Source organism: Pseudomonas sp. FSL W5-0299 (assembly GCF_005930655.1).
Taxonomy (GTDB): Bacteria; Pseudomonadota; Gammaproteobacteria; order Pseudomonadales; family Pseudomonadaceae; genus Aquipseudomonas; species Aquipseudomonas mandelii.
This window is the reverse complement of record NZ_RXHX01000033.1, coordinates 39,268-65,856: the sequence shown is the minus strand read 5'-3', so window position 1 is coordinate 65,856 and position 26,589 is coordinate 39,268. Positions and strand designations below refer to the sequence as shown.

Annotated in this window: 20 protein-coding genes and 1 pseudogene; 13 read left to right on the top strand and 8 right to left on the bottom strand. The window is 60.6% G+C overall.

The genetic code is table 11. From position 1 onward, the window contains the following. Nucleotides 1-420 (bottom strand): MipA/OmpV family protein (locus tag FHL16_RS27315; protein WP_138739080.1); only part of this gene is annotated, 420 nt, incomplete at its 3' end. Nucleotides 421-640: 220 nt separating this feature from the next. On the opposite strand from FHL16_RS27315, the gene FHL16_RS27310 reads away from it, so the two are divergent. The 6 genes from FHL16_RS27310 (at nt 641) to FHL16_RS27285 (ending at nt 8,065) form a co-directional block, all read left to right on the top strand. Next, on the top strand, nt 641-1,339 hold the full coding sequence (locus tag FHL16_RS27310; RefSeq protein WP_010457714.1) for an MtnX-like HAD-IB family phosphatase: 699 nt from the start codon (nt 641-643) through the stop codon (nt 1,337-1,339). Then, nucleotides 1,332-2,726 (top strand): aspartate aminotransferase family protein, encoded by a 1,395-nt coding sequence (locus tag FHL16_RS27305; RefSeq protein ID WP_010457715.1) that lies wholly within the window; start codon nt 1,332-1,334, stop codon nt 2,724-2,726. The genes FHL16_RS27310 and FHL16_RS27305 overlap by 8 nt, the downstream gene beginning before the upstream one ends. Beyond that, nucleotides 2,723-3,616, top strand: coding sequence for an alpha/beta hydrolase (locus tag FHL16_RS27300; protein ID WP_077749835.1), 894 nt, complete (start codon nt 2,723-2,725; stop codon nt 3,614-3,616). Before FHL16_RS27305 ends, FHL16_RS27300 begins: the two co-directional genes overlap by 4 nt. Nucleotides 3,617-3,790: 174 nt before the next feature. Next, complete coding sequence (locus FHL16_RS27295) at nt 3,791-4,918, top strand: GNAT family N-acetyltransferase (protein WP_077749834.1); 1,128 nt, start codon at nt 3,791-3,793, stop codon at nt 4,916-4,918. Further along, nucleotides 4,915-6,687, top strand: coding sequence for a sensor histidine kinase (locus FHL16_RS27290; protein WP_077749833.1), 1,773 nt, complete (start codon nt 4,915-4,917; stop codon nt 6,685-6,687). The genes FHL16_RS27295 and FHL16_RS27290 overlap by 4 nt, the downstream gene beginning before the upstream one ends. After that, entirely contained in the window at nt 6,677-8,065 is a 1,389-nt protein-coding gene (locus FHL16_RS27285; protein ID WP_077749832.1) for a sigma-54-dependent transcriptional regulator, read from the top strand. Before FHL16_RS27290 ends, FHL16_RS27285 begins: the two co-directional genes overlap by 11 nt. Nucleotides 8,066-8,223: 158 nt before the next feature. On the opposite strand, the gene FHL16_RS27280 is transcribed toward FHL16_RS27285, so the two are convergent. Next, nucleotides 8,224-8,889, bottom strand: coding sequence for a DsbA family oxidoreductase (locus tag FHL16_RS27280; protein WP_077749831.1), 666 nt, complete (start codon nt 8,887-8,889; stop codon nt 8,224-8,226). Between the two features lie 534 nt (nt 8,890-9,423). Here FHL16_RS27280 and FHL16_RS27275 point away from each other — a divergent pair. Further along, nucleotides 9,424-9,790 (top strand): annotated as a pseudogene (locus tag FHL16_RS27275) (DUF6124 family protein). A 140-nt stretch (nt 9,791-9,930) separates the two neighbouring features. Here the strand turns inward: FHL16_RS27275 and FHL16_RS27270 are convergent. Beyond that, on the bottom strand, nt 9,931-10,950 hold the full coding sequence (locus FHL16_RS27270; protein ID WP_010457723.1) for an alpha/beta fold hydrolase: 1,020 nt from the start codon (nt 10,948-10,950) through the stop codon (nt 9,931-9,933). A gap of 247 nt (nt 10,951-11,197) precedes the next feature. Then, the gene (gene metE, locus FHL16_RS27265; protein WP_077749829.1) at nt 11,198-13,510 is read right to left on the bottom strand and encodes a 5-methyltetrahydropteroyltriglutamate--homocysteine S-methyltransferase; all 2,313 of its coding nucleotides are present in this window, start codon (nt 13,508-13,510) and stop codon (nt 11,198-11,200) included. Nucleotides 13,511-13,617: 107 nt separating this feature from the next. On the opposite strand from metE, the gene metR reads away from it, so the two are divergent. Next, complete coding sequence (metR, locus tag FHL16_RS27260; protein ID WP_010457725.1) at nt 13,618-14,535, top strand: transcriptional regulator MetR; 918 nt, start codon at nt 13,618-13,620, stop codon at nt 14,533-14,535. Nucleotides 14,536-14,656: 121 nt separating this feature from the next. On the opposite strand, the gene FHL16_RS27255 is transcribed toward metR, so the two are convergent. The 4 genes from FHL16_RS27255 to FHL16_RS27240 form a co-directional block, all read right to left on the bottom strand. Continuing rightward, nucleotides 14,657-15,154, bottom strand: coding sequence for a GNAT family N-acetyltransferase (locus tag FHL16_RS27255; RefSeq protein ID WP_010457726.1), 498 nt, complete (start codon nt 15,152-15,154; stop codon nt 14,657-14,659). Nucleotides 15,155-15,156: 2 nt separating this feature from the next. After that, nucleotides 15,157-15,795 (bottom strand): LysE family translocator, encoded by a 639-nt coding sequence (locus tag FHL16_RS27250; RefSeq protein WP_010457727.1) that lies wholly within the window; start codon nt 15,793-15,795, stop codon nt 15,157-15,159. Nucleotides 15,796-15,819: 24 nt separating this feature from the next. Further along, nucleotides 15,820-16,254: an NUDIX hydrolase gene (locus tag FHL16_RS27245; protein ID WP_077749828.1), complete on the bottom strand. Its 435-nt coding sequence runs from the start codon at nt 16,252-16,254 to the stop codon at nt 15,820-15,822. A gap of 207 nt (nt 16,255-16,461) precedes the next feature. Further along, nucleotides 16,462-17,841, bottom strand: coding sequence for an HD domain-containing phosphohydrolase (locus FHL16_RS27240; protein WP_077749827.1), 1,380 nt, complete (start codon nt 17,839-17,841; stop codon nt 16,462-16,464). Nucleotides 17,842-18,100: 259 nt separating this feature from the next. Here FHL16_RS27240 and FHL16_RS27235 point away from each other — a divergent pair, with 259 nt between their 5' ends. Genes FHL16_RS27235 through FHL16_RS27215 form a run of 5 tightly spaced genes read left to right on the top strand, consistent with a single transcriptional unit; the run spans nt 18,101 to nt 26,484 of the window. Continuing rightward, nucleotides 18,101-20,395, top strand: a complete 2,295-nt coding sequence (locus FHL16_RS27235; protein WP_042932615.1) for a putative bifunctional diguanylate cyclase/phosphodiesterase — start codon at nt 18,101-18,103, stop codon at nt 20,393-20,395. After that, nucleotides 20,395-22,269: a putative bifunctional diguanylate cyclase/phosphodiesterase gene (locus FHL16_RS27230; RefSeq protein WP_077749826.1), complete on the top strand. Its 1,875-nt coding sequence runs from the start codon at nt 20,395-20,397 to the stop codon at nt 22,267-22,269. Before FHL16_RS27235 ends, FHL16_RS27230 begins: the two co-directional genes overlap by 1 nt. A gap of 44 nt (nt 22,270-22,313) precedes the next feature. Next, nucleotides 22,314-23,273, top strand: a complete 960-nt coding sequence (locus FHL16_RS27225) for a cytochrome-c peroxidase (protein WP_077749825.1) — start codon at nt 22,314-22,316, stop codon at nt 23,271-23,273. Beyond that, nucleotides 23,270-25,081 (top strand): DAHL domain-containing protein, encoded by a 1,812-nt coding sequence (locus FHL16_RS27220; RefSeq protein ID WP_077749824.1) that lies wholly within the window; start codon nt 23,270-23,272, stop codon nt 25,079-25,081. Before FHL16_RS27225 ends, FHL16_RS27220 begins: the two co-directional genes overlap by 4 nt. Then, nucleotides 25,078-26,484, top strand: a complete 1,407-nt coding sequence (locus FHL16_RS27215) for an ATP-binding protein (protein ID WP_077749823.1) — start codon at nt 25,078-25,080, stop codon at nt 26,482-26,484. Before FHL16_RS27220 ends, FHL16_RS27215 begins: the two co-directional genes overlap by 4 nt. Nucleotides 26,485-26,589 lie beyond the last annotated feature (105 nt).

Genomic DNA, 26,589 nt, shown 5'->3' with positions numbered 1-26,589 from the left:
CCCCAACACCCCGCCCTGGCCGCCGCGCCCTCCAACCGCTTGCCCGACCGAGGCAAACACCCGCCAGAAATCAGCCGGCGCGTACTGCACAAAGCCCCCCACCTCGCCCATGTCCGGCACATCGCGCAACCCCTGCAGTTCGCCGTTGGACGTGCGCCCCGGCAGGTAATTCACGAACGGTCCGGCGCTGAAACCCTTGGTGTTCAACGCGTCCCAGGTCAGCCCGTCGTCCGTACTGAGGCTGACATTGCCCCAATCCAGATCGAGGTAAGGCACAGGCCGGGTTTCGTAGCGGCTACCGGTCGGATCGTGGGGCTGATAGCTGAGGCCCGCCCCCGCCTCACCGGTGATGCCGTCCGCTGAAACGCTGGCCGAAAGGCAAGTCAGCGCGGCAAATAGAACAACAGTAATCCTCGACATGAGGCCATTCCTTGAACTGGATGTGCGCGCATCAATCCCCGAATCGCCCCTCTCGCGCAAGCACTCATGTTGTTTGTAGCGACCTACAAAAATTGTAGCTTCACCGCCATCCACACCCGCCTGAACCCCAGCCCCGCTGGGCCAAACCCGGTTGGCACAGTCCCTGCTCTACCCCCTTGGCAAGCGCAAACAGCGCCTCCTGCCAAGATAGGTACAACAGATGATTGACTGGCATATCGTGTGTGATTTCGACGGGACCATCACCCGCACCGACGTGATCGACAGCATCCTCCAACGGTTCGCCGACCCGAGCTGGGAAGCGATCGAAAACGAGTGGCTGGCGGGTGACATCGGTTCCCGTGAATGCCTCAGCCGCCAGCTCTCGCTGGTCAAGGCCACACCGGGCGAACTGCTCGGGTTCTTCGACACCATCGAGATCGACCCGGACTTCCCTGACTTCGTCGACCACGTCATCGGCCTCGGCGCTTCGCTTGAAGTGGTCAGCGACGGCATCGAGCAAGGCATTGCACGGATCCTGGCGCGCCACTACGTCAGCCTTTTGCCGATCCTCGCCAACCGCCTGCGGCAGCTCGACCACCAGAGCTGGCGCATCGACTTCCCTCACGCAAGCGATGCCTGCCGCGCCGCGTCCGGCAACTGTAAATGCAAATCCACCCCCAGCGCCAAACGGGTGCTGGTGATCGGCGACGGTCAGTCCGACATGTGCGTGGCCGCCACCGCCGATTTCGTATTCGCCAAGGATCGCCTGGCCGAGCATTGCGAGCGCAACGGCATCGCCTACGCCCGCTTCGACAGCTTCGCCGATCTGCCTGCGTTGCTCGCCCTGCTGCCAAGCGCCAGCGCCGCCAACGCCACCTCTTTCAACGTAGAAACACAGGAACGCTTCCACCATGTCTGATATTCGAATCGCCACACCTGAAGACCAGGTCCTTCTGGATAAAGAAGCCAAGTACTGCTCCTACGGCGACACCGTTCACTACATCGATCCGCCGCGCATTTTCAGCCGCTGCGAAGGCTCCTACGTCTGGGACACCGAAGACCAGGCCTACCTCGACCTGCAAATGTGGTACTCGGCGGTCAACTTCGGTTATGCCAACCCGCGCCTGAACAATGCGCTGAAACAGCAGATAGACACCCTGCCGCAGATTGCCAGCCAGTACCTGCACAAGGGCAAGATCGAGCTCTCGGAAATGATCGCCGTGGACGCGAAAAAGAAGTTCGGCCTCGACGGCCGGGTGCACTTCAACGTCGGCGGTTCGCAGTCCATCGAGGACTCGCTGAAAGTCGTGCGTAACGCCACCAATGGCAAAAGCCTGATGTTCGCCTTCGAGGGCGGTTACCACGGTCGCACCCTCGGTGCGTCGTCGATCACCTCCAGCTACCGCTATCGCCGCCGCTACGGCCACTTCGGCGAGCGCGCCAATTTCATCCCGTTCCCGTATCACTTCCGGGGCCCGAAAGGCATGACCAAGGAAGAGTACGGCAGCCATTGCGTGCAGCAATTCGCCCGCCTGTTCGAGACCGAATACAACGGCGTCTGGGACCCGAAAGTCGGCCAGAGCGAATACGCCGCCTTCTACGTCGAGCCGATCCAGGGCACCGGCGGTTACGTGATTCCGCCGATGAATTTCTACAGCGAACTCAAGCATGTGCTGGACCAGCACGGCATTTTAATGGTGGTCGATGAAATCCAGATGGGCTTCTGGCGCACCGGCAAGCTGTGGTCGATTGAGCACTTCGATGTCAAACCGGACGTCATCGTCTTCGGTAAAGCCTTGACCAACGGTCTCAACCCATTGGGCGGCATCTGGGCCAGGGAAGAGCTGATCAACCCGAAAATCTTCCCGCCAGGCTCGACCCACTCGACCTTCGCCTCCAATCCGCTGGGCACGGCGGTCGGCCTGGAAATGTTCAAGATGACCAGCGAAGTCGATTACGGCAAGAGGGTCATGAACAAGGGCAAATACTTCCTCGAAGGCTTGAAAGACTTGCAGAAACGCTACCCGATCATCGGCGACGTCGATGGCCTGGGCCTGGCACTGCGTTGTGAAATCTGCGGTCCGGACGGCTTTACGCCGGACAAGGCAACGCTCGACTTCATGGTCGAAGAAGGCATGAAAGGTGACATCGAAATTGACGGCAAACGCTTGGGCCTGATCCTCGATGTGGGCGGTTACTACAAGAACGTGATCACCCTCGCGCCGTCGCTGGAAATCAGCTACCCGGAGATCGACCTCGGCATCGCGCTGCTCGACCGTCTGCTTGATCGGGCGATGAAACGATGAACCCCTCTTTTTCAAGGGCAGACGAGATCGACATGGGCGAAGGCAGCGCCGGTTTCGTTCTCGGCAACGGCGAGGTCGCGGTGTTGTTGATCCACGGCCTCACCGGCACGCCGACCGAATTGCGACGGGTCGCGATGGGCCTGGCCAAGGCCGGCTGCACGGTCTATGTGCCGACCCTGGCCGGCCACTGCGGGGACAACGCCGACCTGCAAGCCACCGGTTGGCACGACTGGTACGAAAGCGCGCGCAATACCTTCGTTGGTGTGCGGCGCAAGCATGAGCATGTGTTCGTCGGTGGCTTGTCGATGGGCGCGGTGCTGGCGATGTACCTGGCGGCCGAGCATCCGGGGCAGATCGAAGGCTTGCTGCTGTATTCGACCACCCTGCGCTACGACGGCTGGAACATGCCTTGGGTCGCCAAACTGAGCAGCCTGGTGATGTCGATTCCGTTTGGCGTGCACCTGTGCCGCTTCAACGAAAAATCACCGTTCGGCATCAAGGACGAACGCTTGCGCGCCATTGTCGAACGGCAGATGAAGGCCGGTGAAAGCGCCAATGCCGGATTGCTGACCATGTCCGGCGTGAGTGTCCGGGAACTGCATCGATTGGTGGCCGCGGTGAAAAAGCGCATGCCGCAGATCACCACCCAGGCGCTGGTGCTGCACTCACGGGAAGACGACATCACCAGCCGCTGGAACGCCGACTATGTCGAACGCAAACTCGGCGGCCCGGTAGTGAAAGTCCTGCTCGACGATTGCTATCACATGATCACCGTCGACCTGCAATACCGCCGGGTCGTGGAGCTGAGTGCGGACTTTATCCAGCACCGGTTCATGCAACAAGTCACCGCCCCGCAACCCATGCGCCAGGACTATCGGCAACTGGCTTGAACACATTTGAAGAAGCTACGCATGCCCACCCTGTTACCCACAATGGCAGCCATCCCCCAATCCCTGTAGGAGCGAGCCTGCTCGCGATGCACTCAAGAGCGCCGCGTTTCTCCTGTAACCCCACGTTATCGTTAACGACCATCGCGAGCAGGCTCGCTCGTACAAGGAAACGATGTGATCACTGCCCTTGCCTATTCAACCATCGAAGCCATCGACCGCAGTGCCTGGAATGCCTGTTTCCCCGGCGAACTGGAGGACTGGGATTATTACCGGGCCGTTGAACAGGCAGGCATTGCGGATTTCCGGTGGCGCTATCTGGCGCTGTACGAAGACGAGGTGTTGATCGCGGCGGCAGTGGCATTCACCACCGCGTATTCGCTGGACACCACGGTTCAGGGACCGGGTAAACGCGTCACCGAGCAGTTGCGCCGCTGGTGGCCGGGGCTGTTGGACGTCCGCTTGTACGCCCTCGGTTCGCCGGTGGCCGAGCAATGCCATGTGGGGACCGCACGCCAGATCGACCCCGCACGGCGTCCGGCCTTGCTTGAGCAATTGTTAATCCTGGCGCGCAACGACGCCGACCAGGCCGGAATCGGTCTGCTGGCGGTCAAGGACGCGTCCCATCGCGATCCACAGTGGTTGCAGGTGTGCCAGGCGGCCGGTCTGCAAAGCATGCCCGGCCTGCCCAGCGCCGAACTGCCGATCTGTTTTGGCTCCGTGGACGCTTACCTCGGCACGCTCGGCAAATCCACCCGTAAAGACCTGCGCCGCACGTTGCGCGCGCAAGGTCCGCGCATCGAATGGCGGCGCACTGTGGAAGACCTGCTCCCACACATGATGGCACTTTACGAAGCCACCCTTTCACGCAGCGACCTGACCTTTGAACGCTTGCCATCGGAGTACTTCCGCCAAGTCCTCGAATACCTCGATGAACGCGCCGCGTGCGTGCTGTACTGGGTCGGCGATGAGCTGGTAGCGTTCAACCTCGTGCTGCTGGACGAGCAACGCCTGGTCGACAAATTCTTCGCCCATGACCTGACCCGGACCCGCGAGCACAATCTGTACGTGCGCAGCTGGCTGGCCAATGTCGACTACTGTATTGAACACGGCATCCCGATCTACGCGTGCGGTCAGGCCGGCTATGCCAGTAAGCTGCGCCTGGGTTGCTCGTTCACCGGCAACACCGTGTTTTTCCGCCATCGCAACCGAGTGCTCGACGGTCTGTTGCGACTGGTGAAAATGTTCATTCGACCGGACCGCTCCGACCCTGCCATGGCTGCTGCATTAAGCGAAACTTCATGATCAAAAACCGCCCCGCCACCGCCCGACCTTTCGCCCTCTCCGGCTGGAGCCTGCAGCGCAAACTGGTGTTGGCGTTCTGGCTGGTCAGCGTGATTCCGACCATGATCGCCGCAGAACTGGCGGCCACCACCCTGTCGCAGATTTTCGACAGCAACGTGCGGATCTGGCTGCAGGAATCGACCCAGATCGTCGAGGACGAGATCACCGAGATCCGCCGGGATAACGCCCGGGCCGCGCAGTTGTTCCTGCGCTACACCCGCCCGCCGACGGACCGTTTGTCGAGCAAACACGACAAACTGACCACCGACATCGCCGATTCCATGGGTATCGACGTGGTGGCGCTGGTGCGCAACAGCGATCACAAAGTGGTGTTCAGCACCGCCGCCGATGACATCGTCCGGCAAATCAGCACCGAGTCCAAGGCGTTGTTGCAGACCCTGCAAGTCGGCAGCATCCCCACCGGCACGGTGGTCTCGACCTTCGAGACCGATCAGGACGGCGTCGACTACAAACTGGTGATCGCCACCTACCTGGACAGCAGTTTCCTCACCAGCGTCGCCGATGTGCACTCCCTCGACCTGCGCCTGTACCTGGCCAAGGCCGATGACTTCTCGGAGATCTTTTCCACCCAGCGCTTCGAAGATCACCCGGCGGCGGTACCGGAAAAAATCGAACAGACCCTGCGCAGCACCAAGCAGCCGATCGAACAATTCACCAATCGCTACAGCGGCATCTACCGGCCGATCCTCAATGAAAGCGGTGAGCTGCAAGGCGTGATTTTCAGCGGTCTGCTGCGCCACACCAGCCTGGTCGGGCTGGTGAACCAGAGCAACCTGTTCATCCTGATTTTCCTGCTCAGCTCGGCGGCGTCCCTGGCGGTCGGCTGGATTGTTTCGCAACGCCTGACCAAGCCGTTGCGCGGGTTGTCCAAAGGCGTGCAAGCGGTGATTGCCGGGGATTACCGCCAACGCCTGGCGGTCACCGGCGGCGACGAACTGGCGGAATTGAGCAGCACCTTCAACCACATGAGCGAACGCCTCGGCGAGTTGCAGCACCTGGAATCGCAACTGCGCCGCCGCGACCGTCTGCATGCCCTGGGTGAAGTCGCCATGGGCCTGGCCCATGAAATCCGCAACCCGCTGGGCATCATCAAGACCGCCACGCAACTGCTGCACCGGCGCGCCGATTTGCCCGAGACCGACAAGCGTCACCTGGAATACGTGGTCAGCGAAGTCAGCCGCATCAACGACCTGATCACCGATTTCCTCGACTTCGCCAAGCCCAGCGCGCCGATGCGTTCGACCCAGGCGGCGCGGCCGCTGGTGGATGACCTGGTCGGCTTCTGCGCCCCGGAGCTGGCCAGCCATAACATCGATGTGCACATCGACGATCAGGCCCCCGGCGCGACCCTTCATGTCGACGCGCGGCAACTCAAGCAGGCCGGCCTGAACCTGATCGTCAACGCCATCGACGCCATGCCCGACGGTGGACGGCTGACCGTGGCGATCAGCAGCGAATCGCCGTACACCGTAATCAGCATCAGCGACACCGGCCAGGGCATCGAACCGGATATGCTCGAACGGATCTTCACGCCGTTCGTCACCACCAAGGCTTCGGGTACCGGCCTGGGGCTGGCGAAGGTGTTCTCGATCATGGAAGGTCATGACGGGCGCATCGAATGCGTCAGTGAAAAAGATGCCGGGACCACCTTCACGCTGTACATTCCGGCCAACGGTGAAGACTTCGACGAGGGCAGCGATGACACATAACGTACTGGTGGTGGACGACGAGCCCAAGCTCTGCGACTTGCTGGCATCGGCCCTGGGTCAGAACGGCATCCAGGTGTTCACCGCCGGCAACGGCTTGCACGCGCTCAAGGTTCTGGAGTGCGAGGACATCGACCTGGTGATCAGCGACTGGCGCATGCCCGGCATGGACGGCCCGCAGTTGCTGGCGGAAATCAAAAGCCGTTTTCCGCAGCTGCCGGTGATCGTCATGACCGCCTACAGCACGGTGAAAAACGCCGTGCAGTCGATGCGCAACGGCGCCTTCGACTACATCGCCAAGCCGTTCGACATCGACGAACTGGACATCACCGTCAGCAAGGCCCTGCAATTTCGCGACATCCTCAAAGACAACCAGCGCATGCGCGCCGAGCTCGATGAGCATCAGCAGATCGACAGCCTGATCGGCGACAGCCCGAGTTTTCGCCGGGTGCTGCACGCCATCGATTCCGTGCGCGAAAGCAACGCGACGATTCTGCTGACCGGCGAAAGCGGCACCGGCAAGGAAATGGTCGCCCGGGCGATCCACAAACACGGTAACCGCGCTGACAAACCGTTTGTGGCGGTGAACTGTGCGGCGATCCCGGAAGGGTTGCTGGAAAGCGAAATGTTCGGTCACCGCAAAGGCGCGTTTACCGGCGCCGTGGCGGATCGCGTCGGGCGCTTCATGCAGGCTGACAAAGGCACGTTGTTCCTTGATGAAATCGGCGAAATGCCGCTGGCCTTGCAGGCGAAAATCCTCCGGGCCTTGCAGGAACGGGTGATCGAGCCGGTGGGCGATCCGCGCGAGCGCAAGGTCGATGTGCGGGTGATTGCCGCGACCAACAAGAACCTGCTGGACGCGGTGGCCAACAAGGAGTTTCGCGAGGACCTTTATTACCGCCTCAATGTGTTCCCGATTCCCTTGCCGGCCCTGCGCGAACGTGTGGAAGACATCGCGCCGCTGGCCAGGCATTTTGCTCACACCCTGGGCGCCACGGCAGGCAAGCGTTTTACCGGATTCAGCGCGGAAGCCTTGCAGGCCATGGCCCATTATTCGTGGCCAGGGAATATTCGTGAGCTGCAGAACTGCGTGGAACGAGCGACGATTGTCGCGTCGGGGGCGGTGATTGAAGAGGAAGATTTGCCGGCGTATCTGTTTGCCTCAAATGCCGGCACCAGCGGTGCGCTGGTCACCGAAGGCAGCGTGCCGGCAGATCTGGAAGCGGCGTTGGCGGAGGTCGAGAAGGCTTACATTCTGGCGGCGCTGGCGCAGAGCAATGGTGTACAGGCTGCGGCGGCGCAGTTGATCGGGATCTCCGAGCGCAGCTTCTGGTATCGCCTGAAGAAACTGGGCATCCACGTCGACAAAATCGTCAGGTAACCGCTCCCCCCTGTGGCGAGGGAGCTTGCTCCCGCTCGGCTGCGCAGCAGTCGTAAATCCAGCGAATGCGGTCTGCCTGGCTACAACGGTGCTGACATTGGGGCCGCTTCGCAGCCCAGCGGGAGCAAGCTCCCTCGCCACAGACGCACTCCCGGTAATTAGCTCACGGTCCCGCCCTTCGATTCGCTCATGATCTGCCGAATCGCCCCGACAAAGGTTTCGACCGGCTGCCCGCCCGTCACCGCGTACTGCCCGTTGAACACCACCGTCGGCACCGAACTCACCCCGCGCGCCAGCCACAACTTCTCTTCTTCGAGCACCTCTTTGGCAAATTCATCGGACGCCAGAATCGCCTCCGCCCGCTGCCGATCCAGCCCCACGCTTTCAGCCATCAGCGCCAACTGCTTGCGATCCGACGGATTGCCGCCCTCAGTGAAATACGCCTTGAACAGCGCTTCCTTCAGATTGAACTGCAACCCTTCCAACCCCGCCCAAAACAACAACCGATGCGCATCAAAGGTGTTGTAGATGCGGCTGTTGCCATCAGTGCGAAACGCGAACCCGACCTCGGCGCCACGGGCGCGGATCATCTCGCGGTTCTTCTGCGACTGCTCCGGGGTCGAGCCGTACTTTTCAGTGATGTGTTCGGTGATGTTCTGCCCTTCCGGCCCCATTTTCGGGTTCAGTTCGAACGGCTGGAAACGGATCTCGGCCTGGACCTCATCGCCCAGCAAATCCAGGGCCCGGGTCAGGCCATACAGACCGACCACGCACCATGGGCAGGACACGTCGCTGACGAAATCGATTTTCAGGGGGGTACTCATCATTCACCTCGCAGGCTTGGATCGCGCGGAAAGCTGGAACAATACACCCGAAGACTGGCGCGCGCAGGTCCCTTGTAGGAGTGAGCCTGCTCGCGATTGCGGTCTGACATTCAACATTGATGTTGACTGATACACCGCCATCGCGAGCAGGCTCACTCCTACAGGGATCGGGGGTGTTTGGGAGGGGGTGTTTAGTTCTGTTTAAGGTTACTTCCTGAAAGCTACAGCGCCTTGCGCCGTCGCCTACAACAACGTCAGAATCCGCTGGCTTGTGCGCCTGGGTGGCCGTCGGTAACTTGGTTCGTGTCACTGATTCCCAGTGATCGGGTTTAGTAGCCCGGCTAATACGCTTACGGTTGCACAAGTGTCATCCCGTCAGGTTTTCACCTGCACTTGATGGTAGCTGTGCGCATGGCGCCCTCGGGCGCGCCGGGTTTTGGGCGTATTTTACCGGTCTACTAACTTGCGCACAGCTGCCACCCCTCCGTTTAGTAGCGAGACAGGTTGCGGCTCTACTATTAGGAAAAATACCCCATGTTCAAAATTACTCCGAACCCACCGGAATCCGACGACGTCTCCCCCTACGAAACCCCGGACTCCAAAAAACTCAACGAAGCCGCCGACCGCGCCCTCGATTACTACCTCAAACCGGTCATCCCCAAAGACACCCCGCGCCGGCCCAGCACCATCTACACCATCGCCCCCGACATCGATCAAGAAACCCTGCTGGCCAACGCCTGTGAATCCCTGGCGTCAGCGAGCGTGATGCTGAGTGATTTCGCCGGGTTGCTGGAAGGCCCGCAGCGCAACACTGTGCTCGGCATTCAGCAGTGTCATGCTGGGTGAACTGGCGGTGAACCGGATGCTGGATAACTTCGTTCCACCAAGCGCCGCGACCTGATTGGCTGACAAGGTTCCACTAACGAAGAAGATCCAACTGTGGGAGCGAGCCTGCTCGCGATGGCGGTGTGACATTCAGCATTGATGTTGACTGACACACAGCCATCGCGAGCAGGCTCGCTCCCACATTGGTACTGGGTACTACAGGAGGTTCGGAGTGGGCACCGGATCGATCTGTGCCCAATGCGAAGTGTCTTCGCGGTGGGCCTGCAAATACGGCAACACCGCCGCCAGCAACGGCGCCTTGAACGCCTCCTGGAACCGATGCGCCAACCCCGGAATCAGCTTCAACTGACTGCCACGAATATGCGCCGCCAGATGGACGCCATGCATCACCGGCAACAGCGGATCCGCCGTGCCGTGAACCACCAGCGTCGGCACGCGCAACTGGTTAAGCAGCGCCACGCGGCTGCGCTCGGCGAGGATCGCCATGATCTGGCGCTTCACGCCCTCCGGGTTGAACGCCCGGTCATAGGACAACGCCGCCTGATGCAGCAACGCTTGCCGATCATCACTGACGGTCGGGCTGCCCAGCGCTGCCAGCAAATCGGCCTGCTGTTCCAGCGCCACTTCGCGATTCGGCGCGCTGCGCCGCGACAACAACTGCACCAACGCCGCACTCGGCGCCGGCAAGCCTTCGGCCCCGGAACTGGTCATGATCAGGGTCAGGCTCTCGACCCGTTGCGGCGCCATCGCCGCCATGTGCTGGGCAATCATCCCGCCCATGCTCGCGCCCAAGACGTGAAACTGCTCAACCTTCAACGCATCCATCAGGCCAAAGGCGTCGTCCGCCATGTCGGTCAGGGTGTACGGCGCCGCCACCGGCAGACCGAGTTTGTAGCGCAGCACTTCAAACGTCAGGTTGGCGTCGGCGGGCGTTTGCCGCCAGGTCGAGAGGCCGACGTCGCGATTGTCATAACGAATCACCCTAAAACCCTGCTGACACAGCGCGACCACCACCTCGTCCGGCCAGTGAATCAACTGCCCGCCCAGGCCCATCACCAGCAACAACGCCGGGTCGGACGCACGGCCGATGCTCTGGTACGCCAGGCTCACCTGCGCCAGATCGGCCTGTTGGGTGGGAACATTGACATCGCAACGAGACGCCGCCAAAGACGGCAGGCCAAACAACAGCAAGGCCAGAAAAATGAATGCACGCATGAAAAAACACCGAAACGCAGAACCCCAGTAGAGCGCGAGTCTGATGAAGTTTGATCAAGCGCGCTGCCACAGTTACGTGACAGTTTGATGAAGATTGCCGAGCGGTCATTTTCGGGACCGCGTTATCGTTCATCGCGAGCAGGCTCACTCCCACAGGATCGATGTCGTACACAATATTTGTGATCGACCTAGATCCAATGTGGGAGCGAGCCTGCTCGCGATGGCGTCCGAACAGACGCTACATCGGCTAAGCCAACTGACTGCGCAACTGCCGCGCCGCCGCCACCATGTTCACCAGCGCCGCCTCAGTCTCCGGCCACGCCCGGGTCTTCAGCCCGCAATCCGGATTCACCCACAACCGCTCCGCCGGAATGCGCTTCACGGCTTTACTCATCAACTTGACCATCTCAGCCGTGTCCGGCACCCGTGGCGAGTGGATGTCGTAGACGCCCGGCCCGATGTCGTTCGGGTAGTCGAACGCTTCGAAGGCTTCCAGCAATTCCATGTCCGAACGCGAGGTCTCGATGGTGATCACGTCGGCATCCATCGCCGCGATGGACTCGATCACGTCGTTGAATTCGCTGTAGCACATGTGGGTATGGATCTGGGTTTCGTCGCGCACGCCGGAAGCGCTCAAGCGGAAGGCTTCCACCGCCCAGTCCAGGTATTCCTGCCATTGCGCCCGACGCAGCGGCAAGCCTTCGCGGAACGCGGCTTCGTCGATCTGCACGATCTTGATGCCGGCACTTTCCAGGTCGACCACTTCATCACGCAGGGCCAACGCCAACTGCTGCGCCTGGATTTTGCGCGAGACATCTTCACGCGGGAACGACCACATCAGCATGGTCACGGGACCGGTGAGCATGCCTTTCATGACCTTGTCGGTCAGGCTTTGCGCATAGGTGATCCAGTCGACGGTCATGGCGTTCGGACGGCTCAGGTCGCCGTAGATGATCGCCGGTTTGACGCAGCGCGAACCGTAGCTCTGCACCCAGCCGAAACGGGTGAACAGGTAGCCGTCCAGTTGCTCGGCGAAGTACTCGACCATGTCGTTGCGCTCGGCTTCACCGTGCACCAGCACGTCCAGGCCCAGGCGTTCCTGGACTTGCACCGCGTGACGGATTTCGCTGTGCATGGCATCGGTGTAATCGTTGGCCGACAGCTTGCCTTGCTTGAACGCCTGGCGGGCCAGACGGATCGAACCGGTCTGCGAAAACGAGCCGATGGTGGTGGTCGGGAATGCCGGCAGTTTCAGCCGAGCGCGTTGCTGCTCGATGCGCTTGGCGAACGGCGAGTGACGTTGGCTGTCCGCTGCGCTGATCGCATTGATGCGTGCCTGCACGTGGGCTTTATGGATACGCGGCGACTCGGCGCGGCTCGTCTGAATCACTCGGCTCTGGGCCAGAGCCGCTTGTACTTTGGGCGATTGCGGGTCGTTCAGGGCATCGCGCAGTACGGCGATTTCACCGCACTTCTGCACGGCGAAGGCCAGCCAGCTTTTCAGTTCAGGATCGAGTTTGTCTTCCCGTTCCAGGTCCACCGGGCTGTGCAGCAGCGAGCAGGAACTGCTAACCCACAGGTTGTCGCCAAAGCGCTCTTGCGCCGGTTGCAGTTGCGCGAGCACTTGCTCCAGTTCGCAACGCCAGACGTTGCGACCGTTGACCAGGCCCACCGAAAGAATCTTGTAGGTCGGCAGACGGTCCAGCACCTGACCGAGTTGATCCGGCGCCCGCACTGCGTCGATGTGCAGGCCTTGCACCGGCAGGCCGACTGCCAGGCCGAGGTTGTCTTCCAGGCCACTGAAGTAGGTCGCCACGAGCTTTTTCAGCGGCGAGTATTGAAGGATGTGGTAAGCGCGCTCGAAGGCGTTTTTCCAGGCTTGTGGCAGGTCGAGGGTCAGGATCGGTTCGTCGATCTGCACCCATTCCACGCCTTGGGCGGCGAGGCGGCCGAGGATTTCACCGTAGATCGGCAGCAGGCGTTCGAGCAGGTCGAGCTTGTCGAAGTCGTTGCCTTTGGCCTTGCCCAGCCACAGGTAAGTCAGCGGGCCGATGATGACGGGTTTGACGTTGTGGCCGAGGGCCTTGGCTTCGTCGACCTCGTCGAACAACTGTTCCCAGCTCAGTTTGAACTGTTGGTCAGCTGTGAATTCCGGGACCAGGTAGTGGTAGTTGGTGTCGAACCACTTGGTCAGCTCCTGGGCATATTGGGCCTGGGTGTGTTCGCCACCGCAGCAGGCCGCCGAGGCGCCTCGGGCCATGGCGAACAGGGTGTCGAGGGTCGGCAGGCCGCGCGCATCCTTGGCGCTGTCGAAACGCTCGGGGATCACGCCGAAGGTCAGGGAATGGGTCAGCACCTGGTCGTACCAGGCGAAGTCGCCGACGGGCAGCAGGTCGATGCCGGCGTCTTTCTGCAACTGCCAGTGGGTGGCGCGCAGTTGGCGGCCGACGCTTTTCAGCGCGTCCTGATCGAGGTCGCCCTTCCAGTAGGATTCGAGGGCTTTTTTCAGTTCGCGGTCAGTGCCGATGCGCGGAAAACCAAGTGTGTGGGCCAGAGCCATGGTGAATTTCTCCCTGTAAAAGATGGCGCTATTGTCGACAGCCAACCCAACATGAGACAAACTCAACCTTTTCGTGTTGATCACAAGTTTTCCTCATGGAGCCCCCGGTGCTTGAAATCCGCCACCTGAAGACCCTGCACGCCTTGCGCGAAGCCGACAGCCTGGTCGATGCCGCCGACCGTCTGCACCTGACCCAATCGGCCCTGTCCCACCAGTTCAAGGAACTGGAGGAGCGCATGGGCATGCCGTTGTTCGTGCGCAAGACCAAACCGGTGCGGTTCACCAGCGCCGGGTTGCGCCTGCTGCAACTGGCCGACGCCACCCTGCCGCTGTTGCGCGGTGCCGAACGCGATATCGCGCGGTTGGCGGGCGGCACCGCGGGCCGTTTGCACATGGCAATCGAGTGCCACAGTTGCTTCCAGTGGCTGATGCCGACCATCGATCAGTTCCGCGATGCCTGGCCGGAAGTCGAGCTGGACCTGGCTTCGGGTTTCTCCTTCGCCCCGCTGCCGGCCCTGGCCCGTGGCGATCTGGATTTGGTGGTGACCTCCGATCCGCTGGAACTGGCCGGGATCACCTACGTGCCGTTGTTCACCTATGAAGCGATGCTCGCGGTGGCCAATCAGCACCGTTTGGCGAACAAGGCCTACATCGTGCCGGAAGACCTGCTCACGGAAACGCTGATCACCTACCCGGTGGAACGCGACCGGCTGGACATCTTCACCCGTTTCCTGGAACCGGCCGACATCGAACCGGCGCAGGTCCGCACCTCGGAACTGACGGTGATGATGATGCAGTTGGTCGCCAGCGGACGCGGCGTCTGCGGCATGCCCCATTGGGCGCTGCATGAATACAGCTCGCGGGGTTACGTGAAGGCCAAGCGGCTGGGCGAGAAAGGATTGTTTGCGACGCTGTATGCGGGGATTCGTGCGGACATGCTGGATGCGCCGTACATGCGCGACTTCTTGCTGACGGCCAAGGACACATCGTTCTCGACACTCGACGGCGTCAGCGCAGTCCGCTGACACACCGCAACCGCTGTAGGAGCGAGGCTTGCCCGCGAAAGCGGTGTATCAGCCAAGTAGATATCGACTGTCACGACGCCTTCGCGGGCAAGCCTCGCTCCTACAGGGGTCTGTGGTGGGTTTAGAGCTCGCGCCACATGTGGATTTTGTCGAAGTAGTCTTCGCCGACGCGCACCGCCATGGGTTCGAGGCCGAACTGTACGAAGCCGCAACGCTGGTACAGGTTGAACGCCGCCTCATTGCCGGCGGTGACGGTCAGCTGGATCAGCCGCAGGCCTTTATGGTTCTGCGCTTCATCCAGCGCGGCTTGCACCAGTTGCTGACCCAACCCGCGCTGCCGGACTTTGCCGGACACATACATGCCAAACAGCGTCGCCTTGTGCCGGGCCTTTTCCCGGGGTTCGAAGGCCAGGCCGACGATGCCTGACAACGCGCCGTCCTCGAACGCCCCGAACACCACATCCAGCTTGCTGGTCAGGCGCGACTCCCACCAACTCAGCGGCATTGTTGCGCGTTCGCGCACACTCGAAGTGAAGGCCTGCGGGTGCAGGTCGTAGGCTTCCAGCATCAGCGCCCGATAGTCCAGCGCATGGCTGGCATCCAGTCGTTCAATCCACATGGTCAAGCCGTCCGTCGTTGCTCAAGCATCAGCCGTACCGCCAGCGCGGACAGGACAAACCCCATGAAATAACGCTGCAGCGCCAGCCAGGTCGGGTTGTTGACGAACCACGACGCGATGCCTGCCGCGAAGATCGCGATCAGCAGGTTGACGCAGAAACTGACGCTGATCTGGGTCAGGCCCAGCACGATGCTCTGGGTGAACACCGAGCCATGCTCAGGCGTGATGAACTGTGGAAACACCGACAGGTAAAACACCGCGATCTTCGGGTTCAGCGCGCTGGTGAGAAACCCCATGGTGATCAGTTTTCGCGACGAGTCCGGCGGCAACTGCTGCGCTTCGAAGGGTGAACGTGCGCCGGGTTTGACCGCCTGCCAGGCCAGCCACAACAGATACAGCGCGCCGGCCCATTTCAACACTTCGTAGGCCATCGGCACGGCCAGAAAGACCGCGGTCAAACCGGCCGCAGCGGCGAACAAGTGCACGAAGAATCCCGCCACCACGCCGAGCAACGAAGTCACGCCGGCCTTGCGCCCCTGGCAGATCGAACGGGAGATCAGGTAGATCATGTTCGGCCCCGGCGTCAGCACCATCAGCAACGCGGCAGCGGCGAAAATCAGCAAGTCTTGAAGTGGGATCATGGGGCAGTCCTAGTCCGTGGATGATCAGGCGATTGCAGTCAGCGAAGCTCGATAAAACGGCAGGATCACGTCCCGTGTCAATGGCGCCAACGAGAGATCGCCGTCGGTGGCCGGATCGATCCAGCGCACCTCTTCAATCTCCGCGGCGGGCGAGACGTCTGAATCGATGGTCAGCAGAAAGAGTTCAGCCTGGACGACAAAACCCGGCTCGTTGGCCGCCGGTGCCGAAAAGGGCCCCAGGTAGGTGGCGTGCGCGGGGTCGATGACCAGTCCAAGCTCTTCTTCCAGCTCACGGGCCAGGGCGTGAACCGGTTGTTCATGGGCCTCGATCTTGCCGCCGGGTTGCATGAAGGCTTCGGTGCCGCGTTTGCGGACCAACAGCGTGCGACCGTCAGGGCCGATCAGCAGGGCGGCGGCGATGCGGATGGTGCGGGGGGAAGGGGCGGATGAAAGTGTCATGGATCTGAGTGTGCCTTGAGTGAAAGGCGCAAAGGATCACATGGGTGTCGCGCCGGCGTCACGGGGGAAAATAGCGATCTAGCCCTTTGTGGGAGCGAGCCTGCTCGCGATAGCGGTCTTTCAGTCGACATCCATGGTGAATGTCAGGCCGTCTTCGCGAGCAGGCTCGCTCCCACAGGGGTCAGTGTTGAGTCTTCCAAAGGGGGATCAGGGCTGAGTTTGAACCACCAGCGGCGCTTCGAGGATTGCGGCTTCCACCTCATCCGGCACTTTCACAAAAACGCTGTATTTCGCCCCTTCCATCGCCTCGAACGCGATCAGTTTCTCCACCAGCGGCCCGCTCAGCACCTTCCCCGCATTGAGCAACAGCATGCCGTTATCGGCATTGAGGTTGCGCGCCAGAATCATGCCGGCCGCCAGGTCCCGGGTGGTCAGTACCTTGACCGTCGGATCGGCCAGTGACACATCGCTCTGGTAGGCGGCGCAGACCTGAATGAAGTCCTCCACCAGATCAGGATCGTAGAGACGACCGGCGTACTGGCGGATATAGACCAGGGCTTCATCGCTGTTCATCTGGCGCTCAAGGATCAGCCCACGCTGCAACTCGATGAAATCCACCGCCAGTTTCAGCCACCGCGACCCGAGCGGAATCGCCTCGCCCTTGAGCCGGTCGGGGAAACCGGTGCCATCCCAGCGCTCCTGATGGTGAAGGATCAGGCGCGCCGCATCCTTCATCGGATCGAGGGTCATCAGCAACGATTCGCTCTGCTTCGGATAACCGCGATAGCGTTCCTGATCGTTGTGGTGCAGCAAATCCGCAGGCGCGGTCATCATGCTGTCGGTCCAGCTCAGCTTGCCGATGTTGTAAAGCGCCGCGGCCATGGTCAGGTCGCGGGTACTGCCCTCGTCCACGCCATGGAGTTTGCAGTACACCCGCACCAGTTCGATGATCTGCCGGTTCGTCTGCTTGGCCGGTGGCAAACGCAGGTTGGCCAGCAGCGAGAACACCTCGGTGCCGGTGACATAGCTGTGTTTGAGCTCTTCGTAGGCCAGGTCGAGCATGTCGGCCGTCTGCTGCAGCTCGGCGGTGCGGGACGCGACGTGTTTCTCCAGGGTCGCGTTGAGCAACCTCAATTCTTCGTTTTGCTCCCAGGTCTCCTGCACCAGATGCAGGCGTTCGCGCTCGGAACGCTGGTAGGCGAGGGATTGTCGCAACGTCAGCAGCAATTCCTCATCGTGCCAGGGTTTGCTGATGTATCGGTCAATCTGCCCGTCGTTGATTGCTTTGACGATCATCGTCAGGTCGGCATAACCGGTCAGCAAAATGCGCAGCGTGTCGGGATGGCGCTGGTGAATGTGCGCCAGCAGCGTGGCGCCGTCCATGTTAGGCATGCGCGCATCGCTCATCACCAGGTCGACGGGCTGTTTCGCCATGATATCCAGGGCTTGCTCCCCGCTGGTGGCCAGCAATACTTCGTAGGGCTGGCCGCGCAAGAGCCGGCGCAGACTGTTGAGGATAGACTCCTCGTCGTCGACCAGCAGAATCGTGGGTTTATCGGCAAAAGTAGTGGGGAGTTGCTCTTCCATGGCATTACCTCAAGCAAAACGGGCGTCGTCGCGTCAATCATCAGCCAGAACATTCCGTTTCTGGCGCTGCCTGAGCTACAGGCTAGATGATTTCCAGCGACGCCCCTGGAAATGATTCGTTTCAGGCGACCGGGCGAAGTGCTGCACAGGCGACTATGCTCAGTTCACTCGGATCCACTTTATGCGCTTGGCCACGTGATCAGGGAAAGGATGCCCCTATGAGCACACCGCACCACCACATTGCCACCGCTCCCGGCGTATGCCTATGAATACGCTGCTGGCACGAACCAACCGTCGGATACTTATCGTCGACGACACCGCGTCTATTCATGCGGACTTCATCAAGATCCTCAGCCCGCCATCGCCCGAAGACGACGACCTGATCAGCGCCGAAAAAGCCCTGTTCGGGACGCAAGCGACGGCAACCCTGCAAAGTTTCATGCTCGATTCGGCGTTTCAGGGGCTGGAAGCACTGGACAAGGTTGAACGAGCGCTGGCCAACGACCTGCCCTATGCGATGGCTTTCATCGACATGCGCATGCCGCCGGGCTGGGACGGCCTGGAAACCATCGAACGGCTGTGGCAGGTCGATCCCAAGCTGCAAGTGGCGCTCTGTACCGCTTATTCCGACTATTCCTGGGAAGACATCGATGAACGCCTGGAACTGGGCGATCGCCTGCTGATCCTGAAAAAACCGTTTGATGCCATCGAAATCCGTCAGCTGGCCAGCGCCCTGACCGCCAAATGGCAAATGACCGAAGACGCCGAACTGAAGATGTCGTTGCTGGAACAGGCCGTGGAAGAACGCACCCGGGAGCTGTCCGACGCCAACATCATCGTGCAGAACAGCCCGACCATTCTGTATCGCCTGCGGGGCGAACCGTCGTTTCCGCTGATGTACATCTCCCACAACATCACCAAGTACGGTCATGTCGCGGCGAATCTGGTCGCCTCGGCCAACTGGGCCCGGGAGTTGATCCATCCCGACGACCAGCCGAAAGTCGACACGGCCATGGCCCGAGTGCTGGATCGCCATGCGGGCGGCGCGTCCATCGAGTTTCGGATGCGCACCGGCGACGGTGCCTGGCGCTGGGTCGAAAACCGCTATATTCCGGTGCGAGACGCCGAAGGACGTTTACTGGAAGTCGAAGGCATCATCATCGACGTCACTGAACGCAAGGTCGCCGAGGAGAAAATCGCCCTGCTGGCCCGCACCGACGGGCTGACGGGGCTGGCCAACCGTGCCACCTTGATCGAGCGCCTGCATCAGGCCTTCGCCGCTGCGCGCCGGGGTGCAACACCGTTCGCGATGTTCTACCTGGACCTTGACCACTTCAAACGCATCAACGATACCCTCGGTCATCCGGTGGGCGATCTGTTGCTGCAGGAAGTGGCCCGGCGCATCAAAGCCTGTGTGCGCGAAAACGACGTGGTCGCCCGCCTCGGCGGCGACGAGTTTGCCATCCTGCAACTGGACGTCAGCGACCCGACCCAGTCCGCGTCCCTGGCGGCTAAGGTCCGCGATGCACTGGTGCTGCCCTACTCCCTGGACGGCAATGACGTGCGGGTGTCGGTCAGCATCGGCATCAGCAGCTATTCGCCGCGCATCACCAGCGCCGACGGCTTGCTCAGCCAGGCTGACATGGCGCTGTATCGCTCCAAGGAAAAGGGCCGCAATCAGTATCACTTCCACTCCGAGGAGATCAATCAGGAGGTGGTCGAGCGCATGACCATCGCCAGCGAACTGCGCACGGCCATCGACCATGAAGAACTCGAACTCAGATACTGGCCGGAAGTCGACCTGAGCAGCGGCAAGATCCTCGGCATGGAAGCTCAGGTCTGCTGGAACCACCCCGAGCGAGGCCTGCTGGAAGCGTCGGCGTTCCTGCCGGCCGCGGAAAAAACCGGCGCCATCATCCCCCTCGGGCACTGGGTGCTGGATCGCGCCTGCCAGCAAATGCGTCTGTGGCGCGACGAAGGCATGGCGCCCCCGGTGATTGCCATCAAACTGTCCCTGGCCCAACTGAAAAGCGGACCCGAACTGATCTATGACGTACTGCGCACCACCGCGCGCTGGGAATTGTGCGCCTGGGACCTGCGCTTCGATGTCACCGAAGCCACCCTGGCCCAGACCAAATGGACCCACAACGACGTGCTGCCACGCCTGCGCGAGCTGGGGGTGAAGATCGCCATCGACGACTTCGGCACCGAATACTCCTCGTTCGACTACCTCAAGACCTACCAGGTCAATCACCTGAAACTCGCCCAGGCTTTCATCGACACCGCTGCCCGCGACCCGGCAAGTGCCAACACGTTGCGCGCAATCATCAATTTCGCTCGAGAAGTAGGGATCGGAATCATCGCCGAAGGTGTCGAAACCCAGGAACAGCGTAGTTCGCTGATGGCCACAGGCTCGCCAATGAACGCACAGGGTTACTTTTTCAGTAAAGCGGTCAGCAGCCAACAAGCCGCCCAGTTGCTCAAAGCCGGCAGCATCGTGCCCGCAAGCCACGGACCGATCCTGGACAACCCGCACGCCACGGAGGACAAGTGATGAAAACGTCGTCCGTCCGGACCAACCGGCGCATCCTGATCATCGACGACACGCCTTCGATTCATGAGGATTTTCGCAAGATCCTCGGCCCTGACTCTGAAGATGAGCAGACCCTGGCCGGCACGGAAGAGGCGCTGTTCGGCACGCAACAGCCGGCTCGGCTGACCTTCCAGCTCGATTCCGCCTACCAGGGCCAGGAAGCCCTTGAGCTGGTCCAGCGGGCCCAGGCCGAAGGTCGCCCCTACGCCATGGCGTTCACCGACATGCGCATGCCGCCGGGTTGGGACGGGCTGGAAACCATCGAACAGCTCTGGAAGATCGACCCGCACCTGCAAATCGCGCTGTGCACCGCCTATTCGGATTACAGCTGGGAGGACATGGCTGAACGGCTGGAGTTCGGCGACCAGTTACTGGTGTTGAAAAAACCCTTCGACAGTCTGGAAATCCGCCAGATGGCCAGCGCCCTGACCTGGAAATGGCAGATGACCCAGGACGCGGAGACAAAAGTGCAAAGCCTGGAGCAAACCATCGAGGCGCGGGTCCACGAACTGCTCAAGGTGTCCCACCTGTTGCAATACGACGTCTTGACCGAGCTGCCCAACAGCACGTTGCTCGGAGATCGACTGAACCAGTCCCTGGCGTTGTCGCGCCGCCATGACAAGCAGCTGGCAGTGATGTTCCTGGGCCTTGATCGCTTCAAGCGCATCAACAATGCCCTGGGCCATCCGGCCGGTGACGAGATGCTTAAACGGGTCGGGCAAAGCCTGGTGTCCACGGTGCGCGAATCCGATTCGGTGTTTCGCTACGGCGCTGATGAGTTCGTGGTGATCCTCGCTGACATCCGCCATCCCCAGCAGACCAAAGGCATCGCCGAAAAACTCTTGAACGCCATTGGCACGACCCAGCACATCGCCGGCCATGACCTGAGCGTAACCGCCAGCCTGGGCATCAGCATCTACCCCGATGATGGCTTCGATGCGATCGCGCTGATCAAGAAAGCCGAAACCGCGATGCGTCACGTCAAGGAAAGCGGCCCCAACGACTTCCGCTTTTTCATTGAAGAAATGAACCAGCGCGCCCGGGACCAGCAGACCATCGAGTCGGGCATTCGCCTGGCATTGGAGCGGGACGAATTTGTCCTGCATTACCAGCCCAAGCTCGACCTGGGCACCGGTGAGGTAGTCGGCGCAGAGGCCTTGATTCGCTGGCAGAAACCGGGGCATGGCTGGGTCTACCCGTCGGACTTCATTGGCGTGGCCGAAGACAGCGGCTTGATCGTACCGTTGAGCAAATGGGTGCTGGCCCAGGCCTGTCGGCAAGCCTGCGCCTGGCAGGCGGCGGGGCTGCCGAGGCTGTGCATGTCGGTGAATGTGTCGGCCATCGACTTTCGCCAACGAGGCTTTGTCGAAGGCATTGAACAGGTCCTGAAACAAACCGGTCTGGACCCGTCATTGCTGGAGCTGGAAATCACCGAAGGCGTGCTGATGCAGAACGTCGATGCCACGGTCACCGCCCTGAACCGGATCAAGGCCATGGGGGTGCGGCTTGCCATCGACGACTTCGGCACCGGTTATTCCAGCCTGAGTTACCTGCGGCGTTTTCCCATCGACGTGCTGAAAATCGATCAGTCGTTCATTCGTGGCCTGAGCCGTGACATCAACGACGCAGCGCTGGTCAGCGCCATCATCAGCCTGGGCAAGAGCCTGAAACTGACCATCATCGCCGAAGGGGTGGAAACCCTCGAACAACTGGATTTCCTCAAGGCCCATCAGTGCGAGGAAGGCCAGGGCTACTACTTCAGCAAAGCCGTGGCGCCGGATGACTTCGTGCACTACCTGACGTCGGTGAAATCCCCTCCCCCTGCCGCCACATGACCGATAAGCAGCGACACACGGGCTATCCGCCAAGGAATTACAGGATGTCGCCATTTCTCTACAGCTTGCTCTTGATGCCTCTGCTCGGAGTCTGTCTGACGGCCAGCGGCGCGCCACTGGACGAACCACTCAAACCGCTGCCGGCCGTGCCGCAGCAAAACCCTCTGCGTGTCGAACTCGGTCGCCAGTTGTTCAACGAGCCACGTTTGTCGGTCAACGGCAGCCTCTCGTGTGCCAGTTGCCATCGCCTGGAAAGCGGTGGCGCCGATAACAAGGCGTTTTCCATCGGTTTCAACGGCCAGCCAGTGGCAGTCAATACTCCGAGCGTGTTCAACGCCAGCCTGAACTTCCGGCAATTCTGGAACGGCCGCGCCGACACCCTGGAAACCCAGGTCAACGCCGTGGTGCAAAGCCCCAGTGAAATGGGCAGCAACTGGGAACACGTGGTGCAGACGCTGTCCGCCGACGCCGCTTATCGAACCGCGTTCGGCAACGCCTACCCGGATGGCGTGACCATGATCAATGTGCAAAACGCCCTGGCAACCTACGAGCGCACGTTGATCAGTGCCAACTCGCGTTTCGACCAATACCTGCTGGGCGACACCGACATTCTCACCCGCGAGGAGAAATACGGTTACCAACGCTTCAAGGATTACGGCTGTATCGCCTGCCATCAGGGAATCAATATCGGCGGCAACATGTTCCAGAAATTCGGGGTGATGGGCGATTACTTCAAGACACGAGGCAATCCGACCGACACCGACCTGGGCCGCTACCTGCTGACCAAGGACGAAGAGGACCGCAACGTGTTCAAGGTCCCGAGCCTGCGTAACGTCGCTGTGACGGCGCCGTACTTTCACGACGGCTCGGCCAAAACCCTCGAAGACGCCGTGGAGGTGATGTTCTCATTTCAACTGGGACGCATCCCCTCTGTCGAGGACAAGGTGCTGATCATCAAATTCCTCAAGACCCTGACCGGTGAATGGGAGGGCAAACCATTATGAAAATATCCCGCCGACGCAGTGTGGCACTCCTCGGCATCATGGCCCTGATACTGGCCTCGACACTGCTGTTTCTGTACCTCAAATCCAACTCCAATCAGACGTCGACCTACACCGAATCCCGGGATCTGATTTCCCGGATGAAACAGCTGAATGCGCAGTGGGAAACGGAAATCCTCAAGGCCAGGATTGCGATCAACCACAACTACGATCCGCTGGTCACACCGCTGACCGAGATGACGCGCCTGTGGGAACGGTTCGACACAATGTCGTCGAATCACAGCCGCAACACCTCGCCCGTCTGGTTGACCAGCCATGATGCGTACCTGAGCGCCTTCGAGGAAAAGATCCGGCTGGTTGAGCAGTTCAAGTCTCACAATGCTGTGTTGCGCAACTCACTGGCGTTTCTGCCGACCGCCGAAGACGACATTCAGGAACCCCTCGCCCAGTTGCAGGACGGCGACAAACTGCAACTGCAGAACATCGCCAACGACACCTATGACCTGGTACTCAGCACCATGGAGTTCGCCATGGTTACCTCTGACGACAAGGCCGCCGAAATCCTGGTGGGATTGAGCAAACTGAAAGTGAACAAACTGCGACTGCCGGAGGAGTTCCACAGTCCGCTGGATGTGCTCAATAACCATATTGAGCTCATTCTGCGTGAGCAACCGGTGGTCAACCGCTTGCTGGAAAACATCGAGGCGATTCCCGTGGCCGAGCGGCTCGACGGCATCACCGATCTGCTGAACAACGATCAGCAGCGCACCGATGCGGTCGACCAGCGTTATCACTTTTACATGCTGGTGTTTTCGGTGCTGCTGGTGCTGTTGCTGGTGTACCTGGCAATTCACTTGATGCGCAGTTTCACCGTAATCAATCGCGTCAACAAGGCCCTGAAAACCGCCAATGATGACCTCGAAAAACGGGTCGAAGAACGCACCCGCGAACTCAAGGATACCCAGAGCGAACTGCTGGACACCGCGCGCCAGGCCGGCATGGCGGAAATCGCCACCAATGTGTTGCACAACGTCGGCAACGTACTCAACAGCGTGAACATCTCCGCAGACCTGGTCAGCCGCAAACTGCGCAGCAGCAAGGCCCAGGGGCTGGGCAAGGCGATGCAGCTGATTAACGAGCATCAAGGCGACCTCGGAGCCTTTCTGACCCAGGACGCGAAAGGCAAATTGCTGCCCGGCTATCTGAATCAACTGGTCGACGCCATCGCGCTCGAACAACAAAGCATGACCGACGAACTCGCCCAACTGACCAAAAGCGTCGACCACATCAAGGACATCGTCGCCACCCAGCAGTCCTACGCTGGCGCCAACAGCCTGATGGAACCGCTGCACATCAGTGAACTGCTGGAAGACGCCCTGCGCATGAACTCCGGTGCCCTGACCCGGCACCACGTCACCGTGGTCAAGGAGTACAACGAGGTGCCGCAGGTCATGGGCGACAAACACCGGTTGCTGCTGATCCTGATCAACCTCATCAGCAATGCCAAATACGCCATGTCCGACCTCAGCAATCGTCCGCGACAAATGACCCTGGGTGTGAAAATCGTCGAAGACTCCACCCTGCAAATCAGCGTCAAGGATGATGGCGAAGGCATCGCGCCGGAGAACATGACGCGCATCTTTGCCCACGGTTTTACCACCCGCAAGGAAGGCCACGGTTTTGGTCTGCACAGCTGCGCACTCGCGGCGATAGAAATGAACGGCCATCTCAGCGCCCACAGTGACGGGCCCGGCAAGGGCGCGCAGTTCACCTTGCAGATTCCGCTGAAAACCGTCCCGGAGGAGGCATGAGTGAGCATTCGAACCGACGCATTCTGTTGATCGACGACACACCGTCGATTCATGACGACTTTCGCAAGATCCTCACCCCGGTTCCGGTGGAGCACCTGGAACTGGACGAGATGGAAGCCACGCTGTTTGGCCGTGAAATCAAAACCACCACGGCCCTGTTCGAACTGGATTCGGCGTATGGCGGCCAGGAAGGCCTGGGCAAACTCACTCAGGCCTTGCAGGAAAGCCGGCCCTACGCCCTCGCGTTCGTCGACATGCGCATGCCTGAAGGCTGGGACGGCGCGCAAACCATCGAACATCTGTGGCAGGAAGATCCGCACCTGCAAGTGGTGGTGTGTACCGCGTATTCCGACTATTCCTGGGATGAGCTGTTGGACCGACTGCAAGCCCATGATCGGTTGCTGATCCTGAAAAAACCGTTCGACAACATCGAAGTCCAGCAGATGGCCAACACCCTGCTGACCAAATGGGAGATGACCGAACGCGCCTCCGTGCAGATGAGCCATCTGGAGCATCTGGTGGACCAGCGCACCACGCAGTTCAAACAGGCCAGCGAGGCGTTGCAGCGGGAAATCGACGAGCGCAAACAGCTTGAATCGCAACTGGTGCAATCGGAAAAACTCGCGTCCCTGGGGCAATTGGCGGCCGGGGTCGCCCATGAAATCAACAACCCCATCGGCTTCATTTCTTCCAACCTTGGCAGTCTTGATGGCTACTTCAAGCAACTGCAAGACATGCTCGATGCCTATCGCGAGGCCGAAGAGGCGATTGCTTCAAATGAGGTGATCGAGCGGCTTGGTCAGTTACGGGAACGCATCGAACTGGAATTTCTGCGCGAGGACATTCCATTGCTGATCAAGGAATCCAAGGAGGGCATCAACCGGGTGGGGCAGATCGTCAAGGACCTGAAGGACTTCTCCCGGGTGGACTCCAACCAGGAATGGCAGTGGACCAATCTGCAACAGGGCATCGAATCGACCTTGAACATCGTCGCCAATGAACTCAAGTACAAGGCCGATGTGCTGAAGGAGTATCAGCCATTGCCCGACATCGAGTGCCTGCCATCGCAAATCAACCAGGTGATCATGAACCTGATCGTCAACGCGTCCCAGGCGATGGGCCCACAGCGGGGCACCATCACCCTGCGCACCGGGTTTGAGGGTGAACGGGTGTGGATTGAGGTGGCCGACACCGGCTCCGGTATCGCGCCGGACAGCCTGCAGAAAATCTTTGATCCGTTCTTCACCACCAAACCGGTGGGCCAGGGGACAGGGCTTGGGTTGTCCTTGTCCTATGGCATCGTCAAGAAGCACCGGGGGGATATTACGGTGCGCAGTGAAGTGGGCGTGGGCAGCACGTTCCGAGTCGAACTGCCCGTGCACCAGACACACTCAGCCACCTGAACTCCGTAATAAATGCAGGAGTGAGCCTGCTCGCGATGGCGGTATGTCAGTCGCCCTTGATGTTGACTGACATGGCCCTATCGCGAACAGGCTCACTCCTACAGG

Bases quoted from the DNA above. Each gene is read 5' to 3' on its own strand.
- FHL16_RS27290 (WP_077749833.1), top strand. From the start codon at position 4,915: ATGATCAAAAACCGCCCCGCCACCGCCCGACCTTTCGCCCTCTCCGGC.
- FHL16_RS27280 (WP_077749831.1), bottom strand. From the start codon at position 8,889: ATGAGTACCCCCCTGAAAATCGATTTCGTCAGCGACGTGTCCTGCCCA.
- FHL16_RS27310 (WP_010457714.1), top strand. From the start codon at position 641: ATGATTGACTGGCATATCGTGTGTGATTTCGACGGGACCATCACCCGC.
- FHL16_RS27305 (WP_010457715.1), top strand. From the start codon at position 1,332: ATGTCTGATATTCGAATCGCCACACCTGAAGACCAGGTCCTTCTGGAT.
- FHL16_RS27250 (WP_010457727.1), bottom strand. From the start codon at position 15,795: ATGATCCCACTTCAAGACTTGCTGATTTTCGCCGCTGCCGCGTTGCTG.
- FHL16_RS27285 (WP_077749832.1), top strand. From the start codon at position 6,677: ATGACACATAACGTACTGGTGGTGGACGACGAGCCCAAGCTCTGCGAC.
- FHL16_RS27225 (WP_077749825.1), top strand. From the start codon at position 22,314: ATGTCGCCATTTCTCTACAGCTTGCTCTTGATGCCTCTGCTCGGAGTC.
- FHL16_RS27220 (WP_077749824.1), top strand. From the start codon at position 23,270: ATGAAAATATCCCGCCGACGCAGTGTGGCACTCCTCGGCATCATGGCC.
- FHL16_RS27255 (WP_010457726.1), bottom strand. From the start codon at position 15,154: ATGTGGATTGAACGACTGGATGCCAGCCATGCGCTGGACTATCGGGCG.
- FHL16_RS27240 (WP_077749827.1), bottom strand. From the start codon at position 17,841: ATGGAAGAGCAACTCCCCACTACTTTTGCCGATAAACCCACGATTCTG.
- FHL16_RS27300 (WP_077749835.1), top strand. From the start codon at position 2,723: ATGAACCCCTCTTTTTCAAGGGCAGACGAGATCGACATGGGCGAAGGC.
- FHL16_RS27245 (WP_077749828.1), bottom strand. From the start codon at position 16,254: ATGACACTTTCATCCGCCCCTTCCCCCCGCACCATCCGCATCGCCGCC.
- FHL16_RS27235 (WP_042932615.1), top strand. From the start codon at position 18,101: ATGCCTATGAATACGCTGCTGGCACGAACCAACCGTCGGATACTTATC.
- FHL16_RS27230 (WP_077749826.1), top strand. From the start codon at position 20,395: ATGAAAACGTCGTCCGTCCGGACCAACCGGCGCATCCTGATCATCGAC.
- FHL16_RS27270 (WP_010457723.1), bottom strand. From the start codon at position 10,950: ATGCGTGCATTCATTTTTCTGGCCTTGCTGTTGTTTGGCCTGCCGTCT.
- FHL16_RS27215 (WP_077749823.1), top strand. From the start codon at position 25,078: ATGAGTGAGCATTCGAACCGACGCATTCTGTTGATCGACGACACACCG.
- metE (WP_077749829.1), bottom strand. From the start codon at position 13,510: ATGGCTCTGGCCCACACACTTGGTTTTCCGCGCATCGGCACTGACCGC.